The sequence below is a fragment of the Sinimarinibacterium arenosum genome (assembly GCF_005047655.1).
Lineage (GTDB): Bacteria > Pseudomonadota > Gammaproteobacteria > Nevskiales > Nevskiaceae > Solimonas.
The window spans coordinates 259929-282477 of sequence record NZ_SUKF01000001.1 but is presented as its reverse complement, the minus strand read 5'-3'; the positions used below and the strand labels follow the sequence as shown (position 1 = coordinate 282477).

Sequence of the window (22549 nt, the reverse complement as noted above, 5' to 3'; positions counted from 1 at the left end):
TGGTTGGTTTACTTGATCACCCGCAGCCCGGGTGAAACGGCGACACCCGCGCCCGCCTCTTCAGGCAGGCAGCGGCGCATGAATGCCGCGATATCGTGCCGCGCGATCTTCGCTTCGGGTAGAAGACTTTCGAATAAGGGGAACGCATGCGGCATCAGCGGCCAGACGTCGACGCGGGCGTCGACGCCGGCGGCGACCGCCTGGCGCACCGCCATCACCGAGTCGTCCAGCAGCACCTCAGTCTCTCCGGCCAGGAAGAACAACGGCGGGAAGCCGGTGTAATCGGCGTACAGCGGCGACAGTTCCGGATCGGACGCGTCCCAGTCGCCGGCATAGAGATCGTCGACCATGGACATCGCCTTGATCGGAATCATCGGGTCGCGCCTGGCATTGAGACCGCGTGACGGCGGAAAGTGCGCGCGCCCCAGTTCAGTGACTGGCGAGATCGGCACAGCGCAGGCCGGCATCGGCCAGCCGTGCCTGCGGATGCGCTGCAGCAGCCCCAGGGTCAGATTGCCCCCGGCCGAATCCCCGCAGACCACAATGCGTTCGGCGTCAAAACCCAGATCGAGCAGGCCCCGGTACGCGCGTTCACAGTCGTCCAGAGATGCCGGAAAGCGATTGAACGGCGCCAGCCGGTAATCGGGCATGAAGCCAACGGCATCCAGATCGCGGCACAGTCGCGCCAGCGTCGGCACATGCGCATCGTTCGACGCCGGAATCACGAAAGCACCCCCGTGCAGCCACAGGATCGCGGTCTTGCTGGTGTTGTCGAAGTCACCGATGACCGGCCCTGGCACGCGGTTGATGATGCGGTATTCCCAGCTCAGGCCAGCGGTGTAGCGGATCGGCCGGCTGCCGAGAAAGAGCTGCACCCTGGAAATCTTGGAATGCGAGGCCTTGATCACCCGCCCCAGCCACGGCTTCAGGATCCAGCGGAAAATCACGATCCAGAATCGCGTCTTGAAACTGATCTGGATCTGCTTGTAGTTGACCGACACCTGCGCTTCCCCTGCGAACCGGTCCGACAGTGTAGCCCCGGCCCGATCGACCGCGTCGTCTGTTCATGCGAGAGCCGGAACGCGAACGTCGACGCGCTCTCAGTCCGGTGAACGCTCACCGCGGCGTGCGCGCCACGCCGCGCCCGCGCCGAGCACCACGACCATCAGCGCGAAACCCGCAGCGATCTGACCCCCGACGGCAAACAGCGGATTTCCGGTGACGTCATGCAGCACCATGCACAGCACCCCGATAAGCACCGGTGCCAGTAGCAGCCACCCCATCAGGCCGGACATGCGCCTTGATCCTCGCGCGGTTCAGGCATCGAGAGCGGGCGTCCGCTGCGTGCGCTGATACTCACGCGGACTGCAGCCGGACCAGCCACGAAACGCCGCCGAGAATGCGCTCTGCTCGGCATATCCGAGCAACAGCGCCACTTCCACCACGCTCAAGCCCGGATCGCGCAGATACGCCTTTGCCTGCTCGTAACGGACCTGATTCAACACCGACTGGAAATTGCCCCCTTCCGCCTGCAGGTGTCGCCGCAGGCTGCGCTCGCTCATGCCGACGGACGCGGCAACCGCGGCGATGCTGCACTCCCCGCGCGGCAGGCGCTGCCGGATTTCGGAAACCACCTGCCGCAGCAGCGGCGACATCGCCTGCAGCTGGTCGATCTGGCTTTGCGCGCGTGCTTCCATCAGCTGGCGCAGCTCGTCATCGTGCTGGACCAACGGCACCTCCAGCAGCGCGGCATCGAACACCAGCGCATTGTCGTCGCAATCAAAGTCCGGACGGATGCCGAAGAATTCGGTATAGGCCCCGAGCCGCTCGGGCGCCGCGTGGCGGAATCTCACTTGCTCGATCGGCGCTTCGCGGCCGGTGATCCAGCGCCCATACGCAAGCCAGCCGGCGACAATCGCCTCGTTCAGCGGACGCACGCTCGGGGCCGCAGGGTCCGGCAAGGCGGCGGCCCAGCACAGATGGACGCGCGTACCCTCGCGCCGCAGCGTCGTCGTCCCACCGTCGTAGACCACGCCCTCGTACCGCGGGATCAGCTCCACCGCCTCGCCCAGGGTGCGACAACTCATCGCCGCATACCCCAGCGCATTGAAGCTGCGCGGCTGGGCCTGCATGCCCATGTGCAAGCCGATCATCGAATCCGCCGTGACGCGCATCGCCGCGTCGAACAGATCCAGCATGCGTACGACCGCGATACGCCCCGCGTTGTGCGCCAACGCCGTCGCGTCGATTCCCGCCGCAGCGAGCAACCCGTCGCGATCGACGCCGGCGCGCGTGGCGACTTCAAGCAGGGTATTCAGATAGGCCGCGGACACCGTGCCCGCGCCCATTGTGGTCGGCTTCTGGCCGGGATTCGCAAGCCGGTGGCCGGTTTGCGCGAGCATCACCGGCGCCCGCGTTTGTATAGTCATCGGATTCTCCTGAGGCGACTGTGCGATGACTCCTTCCGCAACGCAATCCCTGGCGCATCTGCGCGATCCGGCAACCTTCCAGTGGTACGTGATACCGCTGTTGCTGGTGGTGATGTATCTGTATGCCGACAACATCGCCGCGCGCCGCTACAACGTCGTGCTCGGCGCGCTGGCGTTCTGGCTGATGGACTGGGTCAACGAGATCTGGAACGGCCTGCTTGCCCACTTCAGCGGCTTCGCTCCGGCCTGGGGCACCCCCGGACCGTCGGCGTTCCAGATTTTCATCGGCCTGAACATCGAGATCAGCTTCATGTTCGCGATGATGGGCCTCTACGCGATGCGCCTGCTGCCGGAGGATCGCAAGCTGCGCATCCTCGGCATCAACAACCGCCTGTTCCTTGCGGTCATCAACTCCATCGCCTGCGTCGGCGTCGAAATCGTGCTGAACCGCATCGGCGCACTGACCTGGGACTGGCGCGGCTGGAACGCCGGCGCCCCGTGGCTGATCTTCCTGGTCGGCTATCTGCCGTTCTATCTGGTCGGCTACTGGGTGCATGATCTGCCGACCCGACGTCAGCAGATCACCGTGGTCGGCGCACTGGCGAGCATCGTGACCCTTGCCGCCCTCAGCTTTGGAACTCTCGGATGGATCTGAAAGTCGTTGCACTGATTGCGACACTGGCACTGGGCGCCTGCAGTGGCAGCTCGGACCCCGGCAGCGCGTCACCCGGAACCGACTTCGTTCCGAATCCCGGCGGCCCATTCGCGACCAAGGTCAACCACGACGCTGACGTCGGCGCCTGCGTGCTGCCGGGCGGCACCATCGGCACGCCTGATCCGGTGGCGATCGACATCCTGCCCGACACCGGCAACGGCCTCGCCGCCGACGCCGTCACCGATGCGCCCGCCGACCTCCCGGTCGGCAGCTTCGTGCGCGGCGATACTGAAACCTACAACCGCCGCTACGACTTCGCGCTGCGCGACGGCGTCATCTGGTTCCGCTCGCATGCCGAAGTCACCGGGATCAATCAGCCCTGGGACCGCGTGCAGATGCCGGCGTGCCTGGAAGGCACCGTCATCGGCATCGCGGTGGACGACGACGAGATGACGGCGATCCGTGCCGACGGCGCGATCTACGGCATGGACAACGCGCTCAACGCCCCCGAGTGGTTCAACTGGACCTCGCGCTGGGGCCCGCCGACCTGGCTCGGCAGCGGCCACCAGATCCGCGAGAACTATCGGGCCTGGACCTGGACCGTGATCTCTCCGGCCGAGGACAAGAACTGGACCGATCCTGCCGGCAACCTGCATGCAATCGGCCAGGGCAAGGTCTCGCACATCTGGATTCTCGCCGACGACGGCCAGGACCTCATCTACGTCGACCCGTGGCTGCCGCGCGACGAAAGCTACGGCATGTGCGCCCCCGAAGGCGGCCGCCTGCAGATGGTCAACCTCACCGCCAGCGGCTCCACCGTTGCCGCCATCACGCGCTACGGCGACATCTACACCCGGCATTACGACTTCGACCTGGCCGGTGCCGACAACGTGTTCTTCAGCTACAGCTACGAAGACCAGCGGGGTGTGCCCGATCCGGTGATCCAGCTGCCGAGCTATGACTGGGTCAAGCAGCCGCGCATCGAGGGCCGCATCACCCATCACTTCGGCATCCACAAGCTCGGCGAGAACATGATCCACCGCGTGCTGCGGGTGGAAGGCATCGATGCCGCCGGTCACACCGGTTACTGGCAGCGCGACATCGTCGCCGAGGACGATCACTGGACCTTTGTGCGCACCGACGCCGCGCTCAAGGGCACCGAGCTCGACAACACCGGCGACAACAGCGTCGCCCGCGTGCTCGGCCCCGCGCCCGGTCTGGACTACGGCTACAACCTCGACGCGCTGCCGACGCTCGGCGACCGCGAACACATCGAAGGCGACGACGACTGGGCCGCCGAACTGCTCGGCTTCAGCACCTATTGCTCACCGACGACCCTGCGCATCCACACCGGACCGAACCAGCACTTCGATCTGATCCTGCACACGACCGACGTCATCCGCCAGCTCGAACGTGCCCGCGGACTCGACGATCAGCCGCGCAGCTTCCGCGGCGCAATCGAAATACCGCAGACGCTCTACGACAACCTCGCCAATCAGCCGGCGAAGGTGCAGGAGTTCGTCGCGCGTTATCTCGGCCCGACGCGCTTCACCGAGATCCAGCTCAGCGGCGTCACCGGCACCATCACCTTCAGCGATCAGGGTTGGGCGTTCACGCGATAAGCGCGCAGCAGCGCGGAACCGGCACGGGGGCGGCCTACTCCTTGCCGGGCATCGCCTGCACGATCGTCATGGTCTCCACGCTGACGGTCGTCACCCGCTGCAACAGGTCGATGACCACGTCCTTATAGTTGGCGAAACGGTAGGTGTTGAACTTCTCGCGAATCGTCGGATCTTTGGGCGTCTTTTCCTTGTACTGGTCCAGCACCCACTCCAGCGCACTGCGATCGCCGAGCCGATAGTCCCAGGCGACTTGATGAACGTCAGATCGTGCGATCGGGCCCAGGCCTTCAGCAAGTCCTTGAAGGCCTCGCGAACGACGGATTCACGATGCGTGCCGGATATCTTGCGCAGCTTTGCCAGTTCGTTGAGGTACTTCTGAATCAGCAACTGGCTCATGTACCGCTCCCTTATTCGATTTCATTCGGGTCTTCGCCCGGCTCTGCCATTGCTTTGAGCACATCTTGTGCGACGTAAAGCTTTCCCCACTGCCGGCCGGTCACTTCCCGCAGCACTCCGGCCGCCGTCAACTTGCGCAGCAAGGTCCTGGCGGTCGGGTCACTGACTCCGGTGAGCTGCACGACGCGCAACGGCACGAAGTAGGGGTTCTCGAATAAAGCATCAACCAGCGGCAACGCCTTTGGAATAGCGGCCAAGCGCTGTCGCATGCTTTCACGCAGGTCGATCAGTTGACTGGCCTGCCGGATAGCCCGGCTCGCACTCCAGCGCACGCCATTCAGGAAGTACAGCAACCAGCCCTGCCAGTCTCCATGGGTACGCACGGCTTGCAGGTGGAAGTAGTAGTCGGCCTTGTATCGCTCGATGAACTCCGAGAGGTACAGCAGTGGCTGACTAAGTCGACCGCGCTCGATCAGGAACAACGTGATCAGCAGACGGCCGACGCGTCCGTTGCCATCAAGAAAAGGGTGCAGGGCCTCGAAGTGCTCGTGCATCAATGCACACTGGATCAGCTCCGGCATCGTGCCGCGTTGGTGCAGAAACTTTTCCCATTCGCCCAAGGCCTCCTTCATTTCGGCAACGGGAGGCGGAACATAGGGTGCCGTGACCGGTGTACTGCCCGGCGGACCAATCCAGTTCTGCGATCGCCGGAATTCGCCCGGAGTGGCATGTTGCCCACGGACACCTGCCATCAGGCGTGCATGCAGTTCGCCGACCAGCCGCAGGGACAACGGCAGGTCCGTGAGCCGCTCGATCCCGTATTCCAACGCGACGACGTAGTTCCGCACTTCCTGTACATCATCGGCCGGGGTCTCGGTCGGCTGGCCCGCTTCATCGACCAGAAGGTCGGAAAGACTGGCTTGCGTGCCCTCGATACGGGACGACAGCACGGCTTCGCGGCGAACATACGGCGCAATCAGCAAGCGCGGGTTGGGCAGAACGCGCCCGAGGCCCGAAAGCTCACTCAAAGCCGCATCTGCGGCCGACAGTGCCAGAACCAACGCTTCGGAATAGTCGAGTTGGGGCGGCAGGGGCGCGGGCACGAAAGCGGCATAACCCTGCGCCGTCTTGACCACGCGACCTGCCTGCGGCGCTTTGAAGTCCGCGGGATTCATCTCCCCACCCTTGGGCTGAATTTAATAAGTGCAGTGTGCCTTTTTAAATTTTACCGTGCAAACTTAAATTTCATCAAGCGCAATTTAAGTTTCGTTGGATAGGGGGAGCCTTGCACCAGCGGTCTCCGGCCCCGCTCCCGCAAGCGGGAGAGGGGAAAAGACGGCTACATCCGGAACACGCCGTAGCGCGGATCGCCGATCGGTGTGTTCAGCGCGGCAGAAATCGAGATGCCGAGGGCGTTGCGGGTGTCGGCCGGGTCGATGATGCCGTCGTCCCAGATTTCCGACGTCGCCCAGTAGGCGGACTGCTTGCGCTTGAACTCGCCCAGCACCGGGTCACGGATCGCGTCGATGTCGGCCTGGCTCAGCTCGACACCCTGCTTGCGCAGCTGGCGGATCTTGACGTCAGCCAGCGTGTTGGCGGCCTGCTCGGCGCCCATCACCGAGATCTGGTGATTCGGCCAGCTGAACAGCATGCGTGAGTCGAAGGCGCGGCCGCTCATGCCGTAGTTGCCGGCACCGAAGGAGCCGTGACACATCACGGTGAACTTGGGTACCTCGCAGTTGGACACCGCCATGATCATCTTGGCGCCGTCCTTGGTGATGCCACGGCGCTCGTATTCCTTGCCGACCATGAAGCCGGTGATGTTCTGCAGGAACACGATCGGCGTGCGGTTCTGGTTGCACAGCTCGATGAAGTGCGCGCCCTTCAGTGCACTGTCGTTGAACAGCACGCCGTTGTTGGCGAGGATGCCGACCTTGTAGCCCCAGATGTGGGCGTAGCCGCAGATCAGCGTCTTGCCGTAGTTGGGCTGGTACTCGTGGAAACGTGAGCCGTCGACGATGCGCGCGATGACTTCGTGCATGTCGAACTGCTGCTTGATGTCCTGCGGCAGCACGCCGTAAAGCTCGCTCGGATCGTAGTACGGCGCTTCCGGCGGCTGCCATTCGGTGTGCGCCTTCTGCGGCCGCTTGAACTGCGCAACGATGTCACGCGCGATGGCGATCGCTTCTTCCTCGCTCGACGCCGGATAGTCGGCGGTGCCGGAGACGCTGGTGTGCATGTCGCAGCCGCCCAGCTCGTCGACGGTGACGTCCTCGCCAGTCGCCGCCTTTACCAGCGGCGGACCCGCGAGGAAGATCGCCCCGGTGCCGCGCACGATGACGTTGTAATCGGACAGTCCTGGGACGTAGGCGCCGCCGGCGGTGCAATGCCCCAGCACCACGGACACCTGCTGCACGCCCATCTTCGACAGCATGCACTGATTGCGGAAGATGCGGCCGGCGTAATACTTGTCCGCGAACAGCTCGGCCTGCTCCGGCAGGAAGCCGCCGGCGGAGTCGCACAGGTGCACCACCGGCAGGCGGTTCTCGATCGCGATGTCCAGCGTGCGCACGGTCTTCTTCACCGTCAGCGGATACCACGCGCCGCCCTTGACCGAGGCGTCGCCAGCGTTGATGACGACTTCGCGCCCGGACACGATGCCGATGCCGGTGACGCAGGCCGCGCCCGGCACTTCGCCGTCATACAGCTCGTTGGCGGCGAGCGACGACAGCTCCAGGAACGGCGTGCCCGGATCCAGCAGCAGATCGATGCGCTCACGCACCAGCAGCTTGTTCTGCTTGCGCAGGCGGTCGATGTCGCGCTGCGGACGCTCGTAGCGCACCTTGCGCTGCTTTTCGCGGAACTCCTCGACCAGCCGGCGGTTGTGCGCAGCGTTGGCCTGGAATTCGGCGGACGCGGTATTGAGTTTGGATTCGATGCGCTTCACGCGGCTTTCTCCTGCGGCTCCAGACTCAGCAACAGCGCGTCGCGGTCGAAGGTCTGTCCCGGTTCGAAACTGACGCCGGCGATCACGCCGTCACGCGGCGAACCGATCGTCGTCTCCATCTTCATGCTCTCCATCACCAGCAGGGTCTGGCCCTTGACGACGCTGTCACCGGCCTTGACCGCGACACTGACGATGCTGCCGGGCATCGGCGCGAGAATGCTGTCCTCAGCCGAAGTGCCCGACTGTGCGGCAAGCCGGTCCAGCGGATGCTCGTAACGCAGCTGATACGCCTCACCGTCAAGATGCACAAAGACGTCGTCGCCACGTGTGGCGATAACCACTTCCAGGTGCTGCTTGCCCAGCGTCAGCCAGGCGCGACCGTCCGCGCCGGTCTTCAGATCGATGTCGATGACCTCGCCGCCCAGATGCAGGCGGTAGGCGTCGGCCGAGCGTGACAGCTCGACGTTGTGCTCGGCGTCGCCGAGCTTGAATGCGTGATGCATGGTCGTTCCCCGAATGCGTTAGTTGCGCCAGCCGCCCATCGCTGCATGCATGTCCGGCACGCTGTCGGCCATGTCACGCATCGGGCGTGTGCTCAGACTGGCTGCGGCCAGCAGCGCCTGTACCGTCTGCATCGGCAATTCCGGTTCGGCAGCAATCTGCGGATTGGCGTCGAGGAAGCCGGTGTGGACATCGCCGGAGACGAAAGCCGGATGCCCGATCAGGCGGCGCAGGAACGCGGTGTTGGTCTTGCAGCCCAGCAGCACGGTGTCGCGCAGCGCGCGATCGGCCTTGGCGATCGCATCGGCGCGATCACGGCCGCGCACGATCAGCTTGGCAATCATCGGATCGAACGCGGAGGTCACTTCGCCACCCTGCAGGATGCCGCTGTCCCAGCGCACGCCCTCGCCCTGCGGCGGATGCAGCACCAGTACCGGCCCGGTGGTCGGCGTGTAACCGCGCGCGGCGTCCTCGGCGTAGATGCGAAGCTCGATCGAATGGCCCTGGGCGGTCACGTCGGCCTGCGTGTACCCCAGCGTCTCGCCGGCGGCGATGCGCAGCTGCTGCGCCACCAGATCGATCCCGGTGATCTCCTCGGTCACGGGATGTTCGACCTGCAGGCGCGTGTTCATCTCCAGGAAATAGAACTCGCCTGCCTGTCCGAAGATGAATTCAACCGTGCCCGCATTGCGATAGTCGATTGAACGCGCGATGCCGGCGGCGGTCTCGCAGATCTTCTCGCGCAGCGCCGCGTCCAGCGCCGGCGACGGCGTCTCTTCCACGATCTTCTGGAAGCGGCGTTGCACCGAGCATTCACGCTCGAACACATGCACGACACCGCCTTGGCCGTCGCCGAGCACCTGCACTTCGATGTGGCGCGGATTCTCAATGTAGCGTTCGACGTACAGGCGGCCGTCGCCGAAATAGCGCTGGCCTTCGCTGCGGGCGCGTTCAATCTCCTGCTCCAGCACCGACAGGTCCCGCACGATGCGCATGCCCTTGCCGCCACCGCCAGCGCTGGGCTTGATCAGCAGCGGCGCACCGACTGCGCGCGCACGCTCGACGAAGCTTGCCGGATCGTCATCCTCGATCGCACTGGGCGCGACCGGGAAGCCGCCCTTCTCGACGAAGTTACGCGCACGCACCTTGTCGCCCATCAGATCGATCTGCTCGGGCCTGGGTCCGATGAAGCGGATGCCCGCGGCCTCGACCGCTTCGCAGAAGGTCTTGTTCTCGGACAGGAAGCCATAGCCCGGATGAATCGCACCCGCACCGCAGGCCTGGGCTGCCGCGATGATCTGCGCGCCGTCGAGATACGCCGCGACCGGCGTACCGCCGGTGATCTCGATCGCATGGTCGGCCATCTGCACCGCGGCCGTACCGCGATCGGCCGCGTGATAGACGACCGCGCCGCGCATGCCGAGCTGCTGCACCGTGCGCAGGACGCGCACGGCGATCTCGCCGCGATTGGCGACCAGCACGCAGTCGAACGGCCAGGCGCTCACCTGCTCCGGCGTCGGAAATGAAGGGGAAGTCATTGATGCATCCTCATGACGTTTGATTGTCCAGGGTGTCCGCCAGCGTCATCAGACGCTGCGCTTCCAGTCGCAGCGCCTCAGCGCCGCGACGTCGGGTAATGCCATCGGCAACAATGTCGGTGATGGCCTTGGCGATGCGGTCGATGTCGATTGCGCCGTCGCCGCAGAGATAGCGCCAGGCGTGATGCTCGATGCCGCCGTAGACCATGTCACGCAGCAGCGCCGGATCGAGGTCATCGCGAAACGCACCGGCATTGATGCCTTCCTCGATCACCTCGGTCAGGAACTGCGTGTAGCGCCGGTTCATCTCGTACAGCGCCGATCCGCGATAGGCGCTGTCGGCACGAAACTCCATGAACATCAAGCGGCACAGCTGCGGGTATTCGCGCACCGTGCGCAGGTGACGCCAGATCAGCAGCTGCAGACGCTGGCGATTGCCTTCGACCCCGGCGAGGTCGCGGGCGTAATCGCCGAACATCTCCTCGTACCAGTGCTCCAGCACCTTGAGCAGCAGCTCGCGCTTGGTCGCGAAGTACTTGTAGATCGTGCCCTCGACCACGCCGATGCGCGCCGCGATCTCCGACACCAGCGTCTGCTCGTAACCCTTCTCGCAAAAGGTCTCACGCGCCGCCTGCAGGATGTCGAGCACGCGCTGTTCGCGCGCGACCCGGACACCCGCACGCGGCGGCGTGCGCTGGGCAGCGTTGCGGCTCACGCCTCGACGGCGCCCGCGGTGACGTTCAGCCCGAAGCGCACGATCCAGTCTTCCGGCACCTGGATCGGATAGTCCATCAGGATCTGCGCCATCATCTTGCCCTGCGGGTCGTAGCGCAGCGAGGCCATGCCGCCGCCGCCCAGCGCGTTCTCCATCAGGAAGTTGAAGCCGTGCAGACCGGGCCATTCAAAGCGCGTCACCGGCCCTTCAGCGAAGTGCGCGAAGTAGTGCTTGACCTTGTCCGCGGTCAGCTGCTCACGCAGCAGACCGACAAACTCCGGCTTGCGGGCCAGCACGCCGATGTTGGACGCGTCGCCCTTGTCGCCGCTGCGACCATAGGCCAGCGCAATCAGCGGCACCGCACGGGTCACGTGACTGGCCGAAACCTCCTCGACCACCACCGGATCGGGATCGGCCACGGCCGGCGTCGCCACCGGCTGCGCCGCATGCAGCACCGAAATGCTTTCGACGTCCACCGTCGCCGGCACCTGCGCCTTTGGCACCAGGCAGGAGAACAGACGCACCAGCGGCGTCGGGGCCGGACGTCCACCGGAGAACCCGGTAATGCCCTGCGCCATCGCCGTCGCGGCCGGGATCACTTCGCGCGAGAAAATCTCCAGCGCCTTCTTGTCGTCGTGATGCACCGACAGCTTCAGAATCACTTCGCGGGTATGACGGGTACGCGCGTGCGCGCCCCAGTTCGACTCGGCGCCGAGCACTTCGACGTCGGTCCGCCGGTAATCCGTCAGTCCGCGCTCGCCGAACAGCCGCCGCGTGCGCTTGAGAATCGCCGCCGCAACCTTCTCGGCCTTGGCGCGCGCATCCACGCCGCCGATCATCATCGTGCCGGTGGCACGGAAGCCGTCCTGATAGGTCACCGAGGCCTTGTACTGATCGGTCGGCGCACGTCCGCGCGCGCCACTGACGCGCACCCGGTCCTCGCCGACGGACTCCAGCGACACATGGCGGAAGTCGCAGGTCACATCCGGCAGCAGGTAGGCGCCGGGATCGCCGATCTCGTAGACGATCTGCTCGGCCACGGTATCGGTGCCGACGCGGCCGCCGGTGCGCTTGGGCTTGGTGACGACGAACGAACCGTCGGCCGCGCATTCGGCGATCGGAAAGCCCATGTCGTCCCAGCTGTCGGCCACGCTCTGCCAGTCGGTGCAGATGCCACCGGTGGCCTGCGCGCCGCATTCAACGACATGCCCAGCGAGACTTCCGGCGGCGAGCTTGTCGTAGTCCTCGGGCGACCACTTGAAGCGCTGGATCAACGGCCCGAGTGCCAGCGCGCTGTCGACGCAGCGGCCGGTGATGACGATGTCCGCACCCTCTTCCAGCGCGGCAGCAATCGGAAACGCACCGAGATAGGCGTTGGCACTCCACGGCTTGTCGGGGAAGGTGTCGCCAGTGAACATCTCGCGGATGCCCTGCTCGCGCAGCGCATCAACCTGCGGCAGCAGGTCGTCGCCGGTCACGATGCCGATGGTCAGGTCGACACCGGCCTCTTTCAGCAACGCCGCCAGTGCCGCGCGGCAGGCCTGCGGATTGACGCCGCCGGCGTTGGTCACGACCTTGATGCCCTGCTGCTTGATCTGCGGCGCCAGCGCTGCGATCACCTTGGGGAAATCCGTGGCATAGCCCAGCGACGAATCCTTGCCGCGCGCACGTGCGAGCAGGGACATCGTGATCTCGGCCAGATAGTCGAGCACCAGCACATGAATCTGGCCGGACTCGACCAGCTGTCGCGGCGCTTCGCCGCTGTCGCCCCAGAAGCCGGCGCCACACCCGATATTCAATGTTGTGGTCATGGCTCAGCGCCCCGTCCAGTTCGGGCTGCGCTTTTCCTGGAAGGCGCCCATGCCTTCCTTGGCGTCCGCCGTGCTCGACATCACCGGCACCATCACCTGCGCGTATTCCAGCGACTCGCGCAGCCCCATGTCGCGCATCGCGTTGTAGGCCTGCTTGCCGAGACGGATCGCGGTCGAGGACTTGTTGGTCACGCGTGACAGCAGCCAGTCGATCTTGGCATCCAGCTCTGCGCGCGGCACCACGTAATTGACCACGCCCCACTCCAGCGCCTCCTGGGCACTGAACTGCTCACCGGTGATGCACATCTCCTGCAGCTTACGCGCCGGCAGGATGCGCAGCATGTACGGCAGGATCATCATCGGCGTGACGCCGATCTTGGCTTCCGTCGTGCCGATGCGGATGTCGTCCGCGGCGATCGCCATGTCACAGGCGCACAGCAGGCCGAAGCCGCCGGCCATGACATGGCCGTTCACACGCGCAATCACCGGCAGCGTGCATTCCTGCAATCGCTTGAACAGGTCGACGATGTAGTGCTTGGGCCGTGAGAAGTCGACGTCGAAGGCGAAACCCTTGGCGTTCTTGGCCAGATCCGCGCCGGCACAGAACGCCTTGTCACCGATGCCGGTGATGACGATCGCCCGGCACTCGCGATCGTTGTTGGCCTCGGCGATGGCCGCGTCGATGGTCCGCACCACCTGCTCATTGAGCGCATTGCGGCGCTCCTCGCGATTGAGCGTGATCCAGCACACCGCGCCGCGGCGTTCGATCAGAACCGGTTCGGACATTGAGACCTCCTGAAGCCTTGAAAGGGATTAAATGAGCCTTCCTCACCCCGATGATCCGCATGATGACTGAGTTTCAGGTCATGCGCCTCAGCCGGATGAGGGAGTTTTCCGCTATTTGGTGAGTCAATCTCACTACTTTGCGTCAGTCCGCCCGTGCCGGTCAACCGCGAGCCCAACCCAGGCGCGCCCAAAGACCGGCGCACGGGCCGGCATCTCATCCGTTCAGGGGTCGCCGCGCCGAACCCGGCCCGGACAATGAACAGGGTTTCCACTTCTGGAGTGCGCGATGTCTGCAGTGCCATCCACGGTCCTTATCACCGGCGCCGCCGGCACCCTCGGCCGCGCCCTGGCGGCGCACTTCGACGGGCTGGGCGCCGCGCAGGTCCTGGTGGATCAGGACATCGCCGCACTGCAGCGCAGCTATCCGGAGCCCAGCGCCCGGCGCTGGCTGGTGGCCGCCAATCTGCTGGAGGCCGACGCCGTCAACGCTGTCGCCGCCGGCGCGCTCGAGCGCTACGGCCGCATCGACGCGGTCTGCAACATCGCAGGCGGCTTTGCGATGGGACCGGCCGTGCACGAAACCAGCGCCGCGGACTGGCAGAAGATGCAGGACATCAACGTCGGCACGCTGCTCAACGTGGTGCGCGCCGTGGTCCCGGCGCTGCTGACAGCCGGCGGTGGGCGCATCGTCAACGTCGCCGCGCTCGGCGGACTGCACGGCGGCGCACAGATGGCCGCCTACAGCGCGTCCAAGAGTGCGGTGATCCGCATCACCGAAGCGATGTCGGATGAACTGCGCGAGCGTGGCATCAACGTCAACTGCGTGCTGCCGAGCATCATCGACACCGCACCGAATCGCGCGGCCATGCCGGACGCCGATCCGCAGCGCTGGGTCGCGCCGCAGGATCTGGCCAGCGTCATCGGTTTCCTGTGCTCGGACGCCGCACGCGCGGTGCACGGCGCCGCGATTCCCGTACGAGGACTGAGCTGATGAACACGTTGACCCGCGAACAGCAACTCGACGCACTGCTCGACAAGCAGGCGATCCACGAACTGGTCATGGCCTACTGCAACGCGGCCGATCGTCACGATCAGGACAAGATGCGCGCGCTGTACCACGAGGATGCCATCGACGAGCATGGGCACTTCGCCAAGGGTCCGGCGATGGAGTTCATCGACAAGCTGCCGCAGATCCAGGCGCCGATGGCGATCCTGCATCACAACGTCACCACGGTGAATCTGAAGCTGGACGGAGATAAGGCCGAGGGCGAGGTCTACATCATCGCCTTCCACCAGGTGCGTACACCGGCGACCGACGACGCGCCGGAATCCCTGCTCGATGTGCTGATCGGCGGCCGCTACTTCGACAAGTACGAAAAGCGCGACGGCGTCTGGAAATTCAGCCACCGCTCCATCGTCGCCGACTGGTGTTATCCGGCCGCGCCGTCCAAGGTCGATCTGCAGCATCCGTTCCTGCACGGCGCCCACATCGGCAAGCCCGGCGCGGAAGACCCGTCCTACGGATTCTTCAGCTTGCTGCAGCGCGGACAGCGCTAAGATCTTGATCCTCCGCCACAACCCTGTGGCATGCCACCCAGTGACATGGCCTCTGAATTGCAGCCTCTGAGCGCGATCCTGCTCGCAACCGAAGTGCCCGGCGCCGGACCGGAACTGTCACCGCTGTCGGCGTCGGCATACATCGCGCTGGATCTCGACGCCGCATCGCTCGACGCCGAGGCGCAAACTCGCGTTGCGGCGTGGATCCGCAGCGCGCCGGGACCGGTGCTCGGCGTCGGCGGCACTGCTGCCAACCGGATCGTTGCCGAGGCCTGTGACGCGCATGTCGTGCAGAAGGCCGATCTCGCACCGTTGATCGCCAACATCCAGCGCAGTCCGATTGCCGCCGCGGTGATGGTCCGCCTGCTCCGCACGACCGAAGGCCTGGCGATCGAAGACGCGCTGCTGGTCGAATCGCTGGCCTACTCGACGCTGCAGACCGGACCGGAATACCAGCGCTGGCTCGCCGAACACCGCGCAGCGGCACCCTTTGAGCACCGCGACGCGGGCCCGGCCGTTCTGATCGAGCGCGACCGCACGACCCTCACGCTATCCCTGAACCGCCCGTCCAACCGCAACGGCATGACCGTGGAAATGCGCGACGCCCTGGTCGAGGCACTGCAGCTGGTGCAGACCGACCCGGACATCGAGCGAGCCGTGCTGCGCGGCGAAGGCAAATGCTTTTCCACCGGCGGCGATCTGACCGAATTCGGCACCGCGCCCGATCCCGCCACCGCGCACGCGGTGCGCACGCTGCGCCTGCCCGGGCGCGAGCTGGCCGCCTGCGCCAGCCGCGTCGAGGCGCAGCTGCACGGCGCCTGCATCGGCTCCGGCATCGAATTTCCGGCCTTCGCCGGGCGCGTCGTCGCTGACGCCTCGACCCACTTCCAGCTACCCGAGCTCAAGTTCGGACTGATTCCGGGCGCCGGCGGTTGCGTCTCGATCCCGCGTCGCATCGGCCGCCAGCGCACAGCGTGGTGGGTGCTGTCCGGCCAGCGCATCAACGTGCGCCAGGCACTGGACTGGGGACTGATCGACGCCATCGTCTGAGCCGGCGTACCCTGCCGGGCGATGAATTTCCTGGCCCACCTGTGGATCGCCGATGTCACCGGCACCTCGATGCCCGGCGCCATCCTCGGCGACGTCGTGCGCGGCTCGGATTTGTCGATGTATTCTCACAGCGTTGCGGAGGGCATCCGCCTGCACCGGCGAATCGATGCCGCCACCGATCGCCATCCGCTGCTAATCGAAGCCCGCAGCGGTTTCGCCGACGGTGAACGTCGTTATGCCGGCATCGTGCTCGACCTGGCCTGCGATTTCGCGCTCGCGGGGGACTGGCCGCAACACCACCCGGCGTCGATGGAAGCCTTCTGCGCGCGCGCCGCGCAGGCCGTTGCCGTGGATACCGCTTCGTTTCGCGCGGCCGGCGCCGAGGCGCCTGAAGCCCGCCGGTTTACCCAATTGCTGCAGTCGTACGGCCGCGAGGACGGCATCGAGCGCGCGTTGCAACGCATCGCATTACGCCTGCGCCGCCCGGACGCAATGCTGCATGCGGCGCGATCCTGGCGCACCCAGGCCGAATCGCTGCGCGCGACACTGCCCCGGCTGCTCGATGATCTGCGCCAGCTTGCCCCGCCACAGACGCCACGCCCCTGAGCATCATCTTATTGGACGAAGCGGCGCGGGCGCCGGCTTGGGTATCGTCGGTAAGTCAGACTCACTTACAGTGCACTTCCATGTCCAATACCGAACGCCCCAGTGTCATGCAGGCCTTTACCGGTCTGTCCACCGACGAAATCGAAATCCTCGCCCAGGCCGACCGCTTTGCGCAGGCGGAGCTGTATCCGCTGGCGCAGCGCATGGACGACGAGGAATGGTGGCCGACTGAAGCCTTTCCAAAAATCGGCGAGACCGGCTACTTCGGCGTCACCGCGCCGGAGGCTTACGGCGGTGCCGGCATGGATGTCTTCACGTCCGGCCTGATCCTGCAGGCCTTCGGCCGCTGGAACCACGCGATGGCGCTGGCCTGGGTTGCGCACGAGAACCTGTGCCTGCACAACATCCTGCGCAATGCCAACGAGGCGCAGAAGCAGAAGTACCTGCCGGGCCTGTGCAAGGGCACGCTGATCGGCGCACTGGGTCTGACCGAACCGGGCGCCGGCTCCGACGCACTCGGCTCGATGCGCACGACAGCCCGGCGCGAGGGCGGCTACTACATCCTCAACGGCTCGAAGATCTACATCACCAACGGCCCGGTCGCCGACGTGCTGCTGGTCTATGCCAAGACCGACAAGGACAAGGGCGCGCAGGGCATTTCCGCGTTCATCGTCGAGAAGGACTTCCCCGGTTTCAAGGTCGCGCAGAAGCTGATCAAGATGGGCTTCCGCGGCTCGCAGACCGCCGAGCTGGTGTTCGAGGACTGCAAGGTGCCGGCCGAGAACCTGGTCGGCGAGGAGAACCGTGGCGTCAAGGTCGTGATGTCGGGCCTGGATCTGGAACGCTCGATGATCTCGCCGATCTGCCTGGGCATCGCCGAGCGCGCGCTGCAGCTGGCGCTGGACTACTCCAAGCAGCGCAAGCAGTTCGGGCGTCCGATCTCCGACTTCCAGATGATCCAGGCCAAGCTCGCCGAGATGTATACGCGCGTCGAAGCGATGCGCCTGTTCACGTATCAGGTGCTGCGCGCGGCCAACGTCATCGGCGAGGACGAAGGCGGCCGCGGCGAGATCCACAAGCTGACCGCCGCTGGCGTGCTGTTCGTTGCCGAGACCATGAACCAGGTGCTCAACGACGCGGTGCAGGTCCACGGCGGCACCGGCTACATCTGGGAATCCGAAATCAACCGCCTGTACCGCTCGATCAAGCTGCTGGAAATCGGCGCCGGTACCAGCGAAGTGCGCAAGATGATCATCAGCGGCGAAATGCTGCGCGGCTGAGGCGACGATGGAACTGGATATCGACACGCTCAACGCGCCCGAGGCGCTGTGGGCCAGCGACACTGTTTTCCGGCACGACCTGTTCGCGGGTCGCGTTGCACTGGTTTCCGGCGGCGGCAGCGGCCTCGGCCGTGCGCTCGCGCTGCTGTTCGCGCGCCTCGGCGCCACCGTGGTGATCTGCGGCCGCACGTTCGAGAAGCTGCAGGCGGTGGTCGACTTCGCGACCGCCAAGGGCGCGACGATGGTCGCGATGCCGGTCAACGTGCGTGAGCCCGAAGCGGTGAACGAACTGTTCACCGCGATCCACGCCCGCTTCGGCCGGCTCGACTATGTCGTCAACAATGCCGGCGGCCAGTTTCCGCAGGATGCGATCGACTACGCACCCAAGGGCTGGACCGCGGTCATCAACAACAACCTCAACGGCACCTGGTACATGATGCAGCGCGCCGCGCAGTACTGGCGCGACTGCGGCACCGCACCGGAGCCGGAACCGCCGATGGCGCGCTCGATCGTCAACGTGGTGGTCGTCACCGAGCGTGGCATGCCGGGCGTTGCCCACACCGTGGCCGCGCGCGCCGGAATCATCGGCGCCAGCCGCACGGTTGCAGTGGAATGGGCGCCGCTGGGCATCCGCGTCAACTGTGTCGCGCCAGGCCTGACCGCAACCGAAGGCCTGCGCGTCTACCCGCCGGAAGCGCAGAAGGAATTCCCGCTGGCCAACCCGATGAAACGTCCTGGCACGCCGATGGAGATCGCCGAGGCCTGCATCTACCTGAGCGCATCCAGTGGCAGCTTCGTCACCGGCGAAGTGCTGACCGTCGACGGCGGCGGCAAGCTCTGGGGCGAGCTGTGGACCGCAGGCCGCCCGGACTATTACCGCGCCGACAGTTAGTCCGCCACGCACGTTCCGCGAAGCCTATCGAAGGGTGGGGGACACCCCGCGTTCCGACTCCGACAATGGCACCATGAGGCGAAATTAGCGTCCACGCTCAGCCCATCGCTGACCGCGTTGGCCTTGCGGATTTGCAGCCCCATGGATCAACCACACGAGGAGAGAACAGCATGATCGGTTACGTCACCCTGGGAACGCGGGATCTGCCCCGCGCCACCGCGTTCTACGATGCACTGATGAGCGAGATGGGCGCACAGCGCGGCTTCGACACTGAGCGCCTGAAGCTGTGGTGGACCGCCCCGGGCGCGCCCGGCCTGGCCGTCTGCACCCCGTTCGACGGCAAGGAAGCGACCATCGGCAATGGCGACATGGTCGCGCTGGCCGCCAAGAACCGCGAGCAGGTCGATGCGCTTTACAACAAGGCCATTGAACTCGGCGCAACCGACGAGGGCGCCCCGGGCGAACGCTTCCCCGGTTTCTACGCCGGCTACTTCCGCGATCTCGACGGCAACAAGCTGAACTTCTTCTTCATGGGGTAAGCACCGCAACATAGCGACACCCCTCGAAGGGGACGCCAGAGCGCACTATGCTTGGCGTCCCCTTCGCGTTTCAGTCTTTCTTCCGACAGGTGCCGCCGATGAATTCATCCCCCGACAGCTGGCTGCCACAACTCTTTGCCAGCATTGACGCGCGCGACGCCGCAGCCTTCTGCGAATTTCTCACTGAGGACGCGGTGTTCCGCTATGGCAATGCCGATCCGGTCAGCGGACGCGACGCCATCCGCAGCTTTGTCGGCGGCTTCTTCGAGGCAATCGCCGGACTCGAGCATCGCATCGAGCGCCACTGGTCAGAACCCGATGCGGTGATTTGCCACGGCACGGTCAGCTATACCCGCCACGACCGCTCCACCTTGACGGTCCCGTTTGCGAACATCCTCAAACTCGGCGACAACCGCGTTCGCGATTATCTGATCTTCGTCGACGCCTCGGCCCTGTTCGCTCCGGGCTGATTCGGCTGCGGGCTCAGCGACCCGCTGCAGGCTCATTCCAGCGCAACAACACACGACACAGCGCCGGCCCCAACAGGACCGCGCCGAACATGTTGGCCAGGAACATCACCACCAGCAGCAGGCCCATGTCGCGCTGGAACTGCAAGCCTGAGAACAGCCAGGCAAACACACCGCCCGCCAGACACAGGCCGGTGAACATCACCGCCTTGCCGGTCTGACGCAGGGTCGTGATGTAGGCCTCACGCAGACTCATGCGGTCATCATCCAGATGATGTCGCAGCACGTCGTAGACATAGATGCCGTAGTCGACGCCGATGCCCACAGCCAGCGTCACCACCGGCAAGGTTGCGACCTTCAGGCCGATGCCGAAGAACGCCATCAGCGCGTTGGCAAAGATCGACACCAGAAACAGCGGAATGCCGATGATCAGAAAGCCCTTGAACGAACGATACGACAGCAGGATCAGGACGCCGATCACGGCGTAGACCCACAGCACGGTCTTCAGCTCGTTGTCCTCGATCACCTCGTTGGTTGCCGCCATCACGCCGACGTTGCCGGAGGCCATCGCGAAGTTCAGCGGACACGGCGTGCCGTCATCGACAGTCTGTGCCTCGCGCCGCAGACGTTGACGCTCCGCACAGACCTTTGGATCGGCATCGGCGTGCGTTGCGTAGAACTCGGTTGCGTTCTGCGCATTGAAGCGTTCGACCGCCGCGGTGATGCCGTGAATCGTCGTCGCCCGATGATCCGTGGTGTAGACGTAGACCGGAATCGCACTGCAATCGATATTGAGCAAGCCGGTCGTGGTATCCACCGGCTTGGTCGACAGCACCAGAGAATCATGATTGCGCGGAAGCACGCGCATCTTGATGTGGCCTTCCCAGAATCCGGAATAGATCTGCTTGGCGATCTGCGGCAACTGGCGTGTTGCCGATACCCCGGGCGTGTTCTGCATTGCCCAGGCAAAGCGATCGATCTGATCGAGCGTGTCGTAGTCGATACAGCCCCAGGGGTCGGCTTCCGAGATGACCGTGAAGATATCGGTCGCGACGGTGAAGTTTTCGGCGATCGCGCGCGAATCCCGGTTGTAGACCGAATCCGGCCGCAGCTCGGGCACACCGGCCTGCGCGTCGCCGATGATGCGGTGCTGCTGTCCGTAGAAACTTGCAGCCAGCACCAAAGCCGCCAGCGCGAGCAAAGCGAGCGCGGCCGGGCGCGTCGTCACCATCGCCATGCGCTGCCACAGACCGTCTCCGGCCTGCGCCAGACGCGCACGACGCGCGCGAAACGCTTCGAGGTCACGTACATTCAGCCGCGACAGCCAGATCGGCATCATCACCTTGTTGGTGACGATCACCGCCAGCATGCCCAGGCAGGCATTGGCAGACATCTCACGAATCACACCGATCGGTACCAGCGCGATGGTCAGAAAGCCGGCGACATTCGTGATCAGCGCGATGCTCCCGGGAATGAACAGCCGGCGGAACGTCTGTCGCGACGCCTCGAACGGCGCGCGTCCGTGCACGATTTCGTCAGCCCAGGTGTTGACGTACTGCACGCCATGCGAGGTCGAGATCGCCAGCACCAGGAACGGCACCATGATCGCGAATGGATCGAGCCCGAGCCCGAAGCTGTGCAGCAGTCCCATCTCCCAGATCACGGCGACGATTGAGCACACCATCGGCAGCCATGCCAGCCGCAGATCGCGCAGATAGATCAGCAGCGCAAAAAACGTGGCCAATACTGTCAGCAGGAAGAACAGCGCGACTTCGATGGTGGCATCGGAAACGTCACCGACGACTTTGGCGAAGCCGATGATGTGTACCGAAATGTCCGGATCGTAGGCAGGATTGTCGACCCGCTCCACCGTGATCCAGCGTCCCGGCACCCTGATCGTCGAACGTGCCCGCAGCGTATCCATGTGTTCGACGTTCAGCGTCTGCAGGAAAAGGCGCCAGCCCGGATCAAGGTAACGCTCCGCAACGACATCGCCGGCCTTCAACGGGGGCAGATCGCGCGTCAGGCGCAGGATGAATTTTTCGGGACTGGTCAGCTGCCCACGGACCTTGTCCTCGAGTTCATGCGCCAGTCGCACGTAGTCGGTGTGCGTGCGCGTCGCCGGATCGCGCTCCAGCACCTCGGCGTAGACCATCGCACCGCGCTGATCTTCACTGACCAGACGCCCGATCACCCCGGCCTTGCCGACATGCTCGCGGATCAACGCGAACATCTCGGGCGACGGCGCATACGACGCAGGAATCACGTCCTCCGAACGAAAACCGCCGTCGACGACTTCCAGATAACGCACGTTGCGCGTATAGATCGATGACAGCCGCGTACGGTCGATACCCTTGGCGAACTCGACCTCGGACGTGGCCTTGCTCAGGCTGTCGAGAAACCGCGCGTTGTAGATGTCGCTTTCCACCGCCCCGGGTTTGAGCATCAGCGCGACCAGAATGGCATTGGCGCCACCGAGGTCCTGCCGGTACTGCTCGAACACCTGCATGTACGGGTGCCCGGAGGGTACGGTCTTGTCGAAGCCCGCGTCCGGTTGCAGCTGCAGCACCTGCCACCCCATGACCACAGTCATCACCGCGAGCGCGCCGATGCTGAGGCGTCGCCCGCGCGGCGAGTACAGCAGCGGCTCCACCCATCGCAGGATGGTCTGCGCGTTCAATGCCATCCGCGGTACTCCTCCGATGGTTGGCGTGTGATGCGTTGCCCCGGGCGATTTGTGCAACCGCCCGGGGAGGTT

The 22549-nt window shown here is 65.0% G+C and carries 21 protein-coding genes and 1 pseudogene; 10 read left to right on the top strand and 12 right to left on the bottom strand.

Features of this window, described 5'->3' with window-relative positions; all coding sequences use genetic code 11:
- Positions 1 to 8: 8 nt before the first annotated feature.
- The 3 genes from E4T66_RS01315 to E4T66_RS01305 all read right to left on the bottom strand — a co-directional run bounded on the left by E4T66_RS01315 (position 9) and on the right by E4T66_RS01305 (position 2429).
- On the bottom strand, positions 9 to 1001 hold the full coding sequence (locus tag E4T66_RS01315) for an alpha/beta hydrolase (RefSeq protein WP_169577422.1): 993 nt from the start codon (positions 999 to 1001) through the stop codon (positions 9 to 11).
- Between the two features lie 99 nt (positions 1002 to 1100).
- On the bottom strand, positions 1101 to 1295 hold the full coding sequence (locus tag E4T66_RS01310; RefSeq protein WP_136847097.1) for a hypothetical protein: 195 nt from the start codon (positions 1293 to 1295) through the stop codon (positions 1101 to 1103).
- Positions 1296 to 1316: 21 nt separating this feature from the next.
- Positions 1317 to 2429, bottom strand: coding sequence for an AraC family transcriptional regulator (locus E4T66_RS01305; protein WP_169577421.1), 1113 nt, complete (start codon positions 2427 to 2429; stop codon positions 1317 to 1319).
- Positions 2430 to 2454: 25 nt separating this feature from the next.
- On the opposite strand from E4T66_RS01305, the gene E4T66_RS01300 reads away from it, so the two are divergent.
- Complete coding sequence (locus E4T66_RS01300) at positions 2455 to 3084, top strand: hypothetical protein (protein WP_136847095.1); 630 nt, start codon at positions 2455 to 2457, stop codon at positions 3082 to 3084.
- Positions 3075 to 4706, top strand: a complete 1632-nt coding sequence (locus E4T66_RS01295) for a hypothetical protein (RefSeq protein ID WP_136847094.1) — start codon at positions 3075 to 3077, stop codon at positions 4704 to 4706. The genes E4T66_RS01300 and E4T66_RS01295 overlap by 10 nt, the downstream gene beginning before the upstream one ends.
- A gap of 34 nt (positions 4707 to 4740) precedes the next feature.
- Here E4T66_RS01295 and E4T66_RS21650 read toward each other — a convergent pair.
- The 8 genes and pseudogenes from E4T66_RS21650 to E4T66_RS01255 all read right to left on the bottom strand — a co-directional run.
- A pseudogene (locus tag E4T66_RS21650) lies at positions 4741 to 4965 on the bottom strand (type ISP restriction/modification enzyme); the annotation flags it as partial.
- A gap of 148 nt (positions 4966 to 5113) precedes the next feature.
- Complete coding sequence (locus tag E4T66_RS01285; RefSeq protein WP_211242701.1) at positions 5114 to 6238, bottom strand: Fic family protein; 1125 nt, start codon at positions 6236 to 6238, stop codon at positions 5114 to 5116.
- Positions 6239 to 6441: 203 nt separating this feature from the next.
- Positions 6442 to 8049, bottom strand: coding sequence for an acyl-CoA carboxylase subunit beta (locus E4T66_RS01280; protein WP_136847092.1), 1608 nt, complete (start codon positions 8047 to 8049; stop codon positions 6442 to 6444).
- Positions 8046 to 8552 carry an acyl-CoA carboxylase biotin carboxyl carrier protein subunit gene (locus tag E4T66_RS01275; RefSeq protein ID WP_136847091.1) on the bottom strand — a complete coding sequence of 169 codons (507 nt, stop codon included), beginning with the start codon at positions 8550 to 8552 and terminating at the stop codon, positions 8046 to 8048. The genes E4T66_RS01280 and E4T66_RS01275 overlap by 4 nt, the downstream gene beginning before the upstream one ends.
- Before the next feature lie 18 nt (positions 8553 to 8570).
- Positions 8571 to 10088 (bottom strand): acetyl-CoA carboxylase biotin carboxylase subunit, encoded by a 1518-nt coding sequence (locus E4T66_RS01270; protein ID WP_136847090.1) that lies wholly within the window; start codon positions 10086 to 10088, stop codon positions 8571 to 8573.
- A 10-nt stretch (positions 10089 to 10098) separates the two neighbouring features.
- Entirely contained in the window at positions 10099 to 10803 is a 705-nt protein-coding gene (locus tag E4T66_RS01265) for a TetR/AcrR family transcriptional regulator (protein ID WP_169577420.1), read from the bottom strand.
- Entirely contained in the window at positions 10800 to 12614 is a 1815-nt protein-coding gene (locus tag E4T66_RS01260; protein ID WP_136847088.1) for an acyclic terpene utilization AtuA family protein, read from the bottom strand. Before E4T66_RS01260 ends, E4T66_RS01265 begins: the two co-directional genes overlap by 4 nt.
- A 3-nt stretch (positions 12615 to 12617) precedes the next feature.
- Positions 12618 to 13400, bottom strand: coding sequence for an enoyl-CoA hydratase-related protein (locus E4T66_RS01255; RefSeq protein ID WP_136847087.1), 783 nt, complete (start codon positions 13398 to 13400; stop codon positions 12618 to 12620).
- A 286-nt stretch (positions 13401 to 13686) separates the two neighbouring features.
- On the opposite strand from E4T66_RS01255, the gene E4T66_RS01250 reads away from it, so the two are divergent.
- The 8 genes from E4T66_RS01250 (at position 13687) to E4T66_RS01215 (ending at position 19794) form a co-directional block, all read left to right on the top strand.
- Entirely contained in the window at positions 13687 to 14391 is a 705-nt protein-coding gene (locus tag E4T66_RS01250; RefSeq protein WP_136847086.1) for an SDR family oxidoreductase, read from the top strand.
- On the top strand, positions 14391 to 14957 hold the full coding sequence (locus E4T66_RS01245) for a nuclear transport factor 2 family protein (RefSeq protein ID WP_211242700.1): 567 nt from the start codon (positions 14391 to 14393) through the stop codon (positions 14955 to 14957). The genes E4T66_RS01250 and E4T66_RS01245 overlap by 1 nt, the downstream gene beginning before the upstream one ends.
- A gap of 45 nt (positions 14958 to 15002) precedes the next feature.
- The gene (locus tag E4T66_RS01240) at positions 15003 to 16007 is read left to right on the top strand and encodes an enoyl-CoA hydratase/isomerase family protein (RefSeq protein WP_136847085.1); all 1005 of its coding nucleotides are present in this window, start codon (positions 15003 to 15005) and stop codon (positions 16005 to 16007) included.
- 21 nt (positions 16008 to 16028) lie between these two features.
- Positions 16029 to 16613, top strand: coding sequence for an ACP phosphodiesterase (locus E4T66_RS01235; protein WP_136847084.1), 585 nt, complete (start codon positions 16029 to 16031; stop codon positions 16611 to 16613).
- An 80-nt stretch (positions 16614 to 16693) separates the two neighbouring features.
- On the top strand, positions 16694 to 17893 hold the full coding sequence (locus E4T66_RS01230) for an acyl-CoA dehydrogenase family protein (protein WP_136847083.1): 1200 nt from the start codon (positions 16694 to 16696) through the stop codon (positions 17891 to 17893).
- Between the two features lie 7 nt (positions 17894 to 17900).
- Complete coding sequence (locus tag E4T66_RS01225) at positions 17901 to 18785, top strand: SDR family oxidoreductase (RefSeq protein ID WP_136847082.1); 885 nt, start codon at positions 17901 to 17903, stop codon at positions 18783 to 18785.
- A 170-nt stretch (positions 18786 to 18955) separates the two neighbouring features.
- The gene (locus tag E4T66_RS01220) at positions 18956 to 19324 is read left to right on the top strand and encodes a VOC family protein (protein WP_136847081.1); all 369 of its coding nucleotides are present in this window, start codon (positions 18956 to 18958) and stop codon (positions 19322 to 19324) included.
- Positions 19325 to 19422: 98 nt separating this feature from the next.
- Positions 19423 to 19794: a nuclear transport factor 2 family protein gene (locus tag E4T66_RS01215; RefSeq protein WP_169577419.1), complete on the top strand. Its 372-nt coding sequence runs from the start codon at positions 19423 to 19425 to the stop codon at positions 19792 to 19794.
- A gap of 13 nt (positions 19795 to 19807) precedes the next feature.
- On the opposite strand, the gene E4T66_RS01210 is transcribed toward E4T66_RS01215, so the two are convergent.
- The gene (locus E4T66_RS01210; protein WP_136847079.1) at positions 19808 to 22477 is read right to left on the bottom strand and encodes an efflux RND transporter permease subunit; all 2670 of its coding nucleotides are present in this window, start codon (positions 22475 to 22477) and stop codon (positions 19808 to 19810) included.
- Between the last annotated feature and the right edge of the window lie 72 nt (positions 22478 to 22549).

Bases quoted from the DNA above. Each gene is read 5' to 3' on its own strand.
- E4T66_RS01245 (WP_211242700.1), top strand. From the start codon at position 14,391: ATGAACACGTTGACCCGCGAACAGCAACTCGACGCACTGCTCGACAAG.
- E4T66_RS01210 (WP_136847079.1), bottom strand. From the start codon at position 22,477: ATGGCATTGAACGCGCAGACCATCCTGCGATGGGTGGAGCCGCTGCTG.
- E4T66_RS01275 (WP_136847091.1), bottom strand. From the start codon at position 8,552: ATGCATCACGCATTCAAGCTCGGCGACGCCGAGCACAACGTCGAGCTG.
- E4T66_RS01255 (WP_136847087.1), bottom strand. From the start codon at position 13,400: ATGTCCGAACCGGTTCTGATCGAACGCCGCGGCGCGGTGTGCTGGATC.
- E4T66_RS01220 (WP_136847081.1), top strand. From the start codon at position 18,956: ATGATCGGTTACGTCACCCTGGGAACGCGGGATCTGCCCCGCGCCACC.
- E4T66_RS01240 (WP_136847085.1), top strand. From the start codon at position 15,003: ATGGCCTCTGAATTGCAGCCTCTGAGCGCGATCCTGCTCGCAACCGAA.
- E4T66_RS01260 (WP_136847088.1), bottom strand. From the start codon at position 12,614: ATGACCACAACATTGAATATCGGGTGTGGCGCCGGCTTCTGGGGCGAC.
- E4T66_RS01305 (WP_169577421.1), bottom strand. From the start codon at position 2,429: ATGACTATACAAACGCGGGCGCCGGTGATGCTCGCGCAAACCGGCCAC.
- E4T66_RS01295 (WP_136847094.1), top strand. From the start codon at position 3,075: ATGGATCTGAAAGTCGTTGCACTGATTGCGACACTGGCACTGGGCGCC.
- E4T66_RS01230 (WP_136847083.1), top strand. From the start codon at position 16,694: ATGTCCAATACCGAACGCCCCAGTGTCATGCAGGCCTTTACCGGTCTG.
- E4T66_RS01225 (WP_136847082.1), top strand. From the start codon at position 17,901: ATGGAACTGGATATCGACACGCTCAACGCGCCCGAGGCGCTGTGGGCC.
- E4T66_RS01300 (WP_136847095.1), top strand. From the start codon at position 2,455: ATGACTCCTTCCGCAACGCAATCCCTGGCGCATCTGCGCGATCCGGCA.
- E4T66_RS01270 (WP_136847090.1), bottom strand. From the start codon at position 10,088: ATGACTTCCCCTTCATTTCCGACGCCGGAGCAGGTGAGCGCCTGGCCG.
- E4T66_RS01250 (WP_136847086.1), top strand. From the start codon at position 13,687: ATGTCTGCAGTGCCATCCACGGTCCTTATCACCGGCGCCGCCGGCACC.
- E4T66_RS01215 (WP_169577419.1), top strand. From the start codon at position 19,423: ATGAATTCATCCCCCGACAGCTGGCTGCCACAACTCTTTGCCAGCATT.
- E4T66_RS01310 (WP_136847097.1), bottom strand. From the start codon at position 1,295: ATGTCCGGCCTGATGGGGTGGCTGCTACTGGCACCGGTGCTTATCGGG.
- E4T66_RS01235 (WP_136847084.1), top strand. From the start codon at position 16,029: ATGAATTTCCTGGCCCACCTGTGGATCGCCGATGTCACCGGCACCTCG.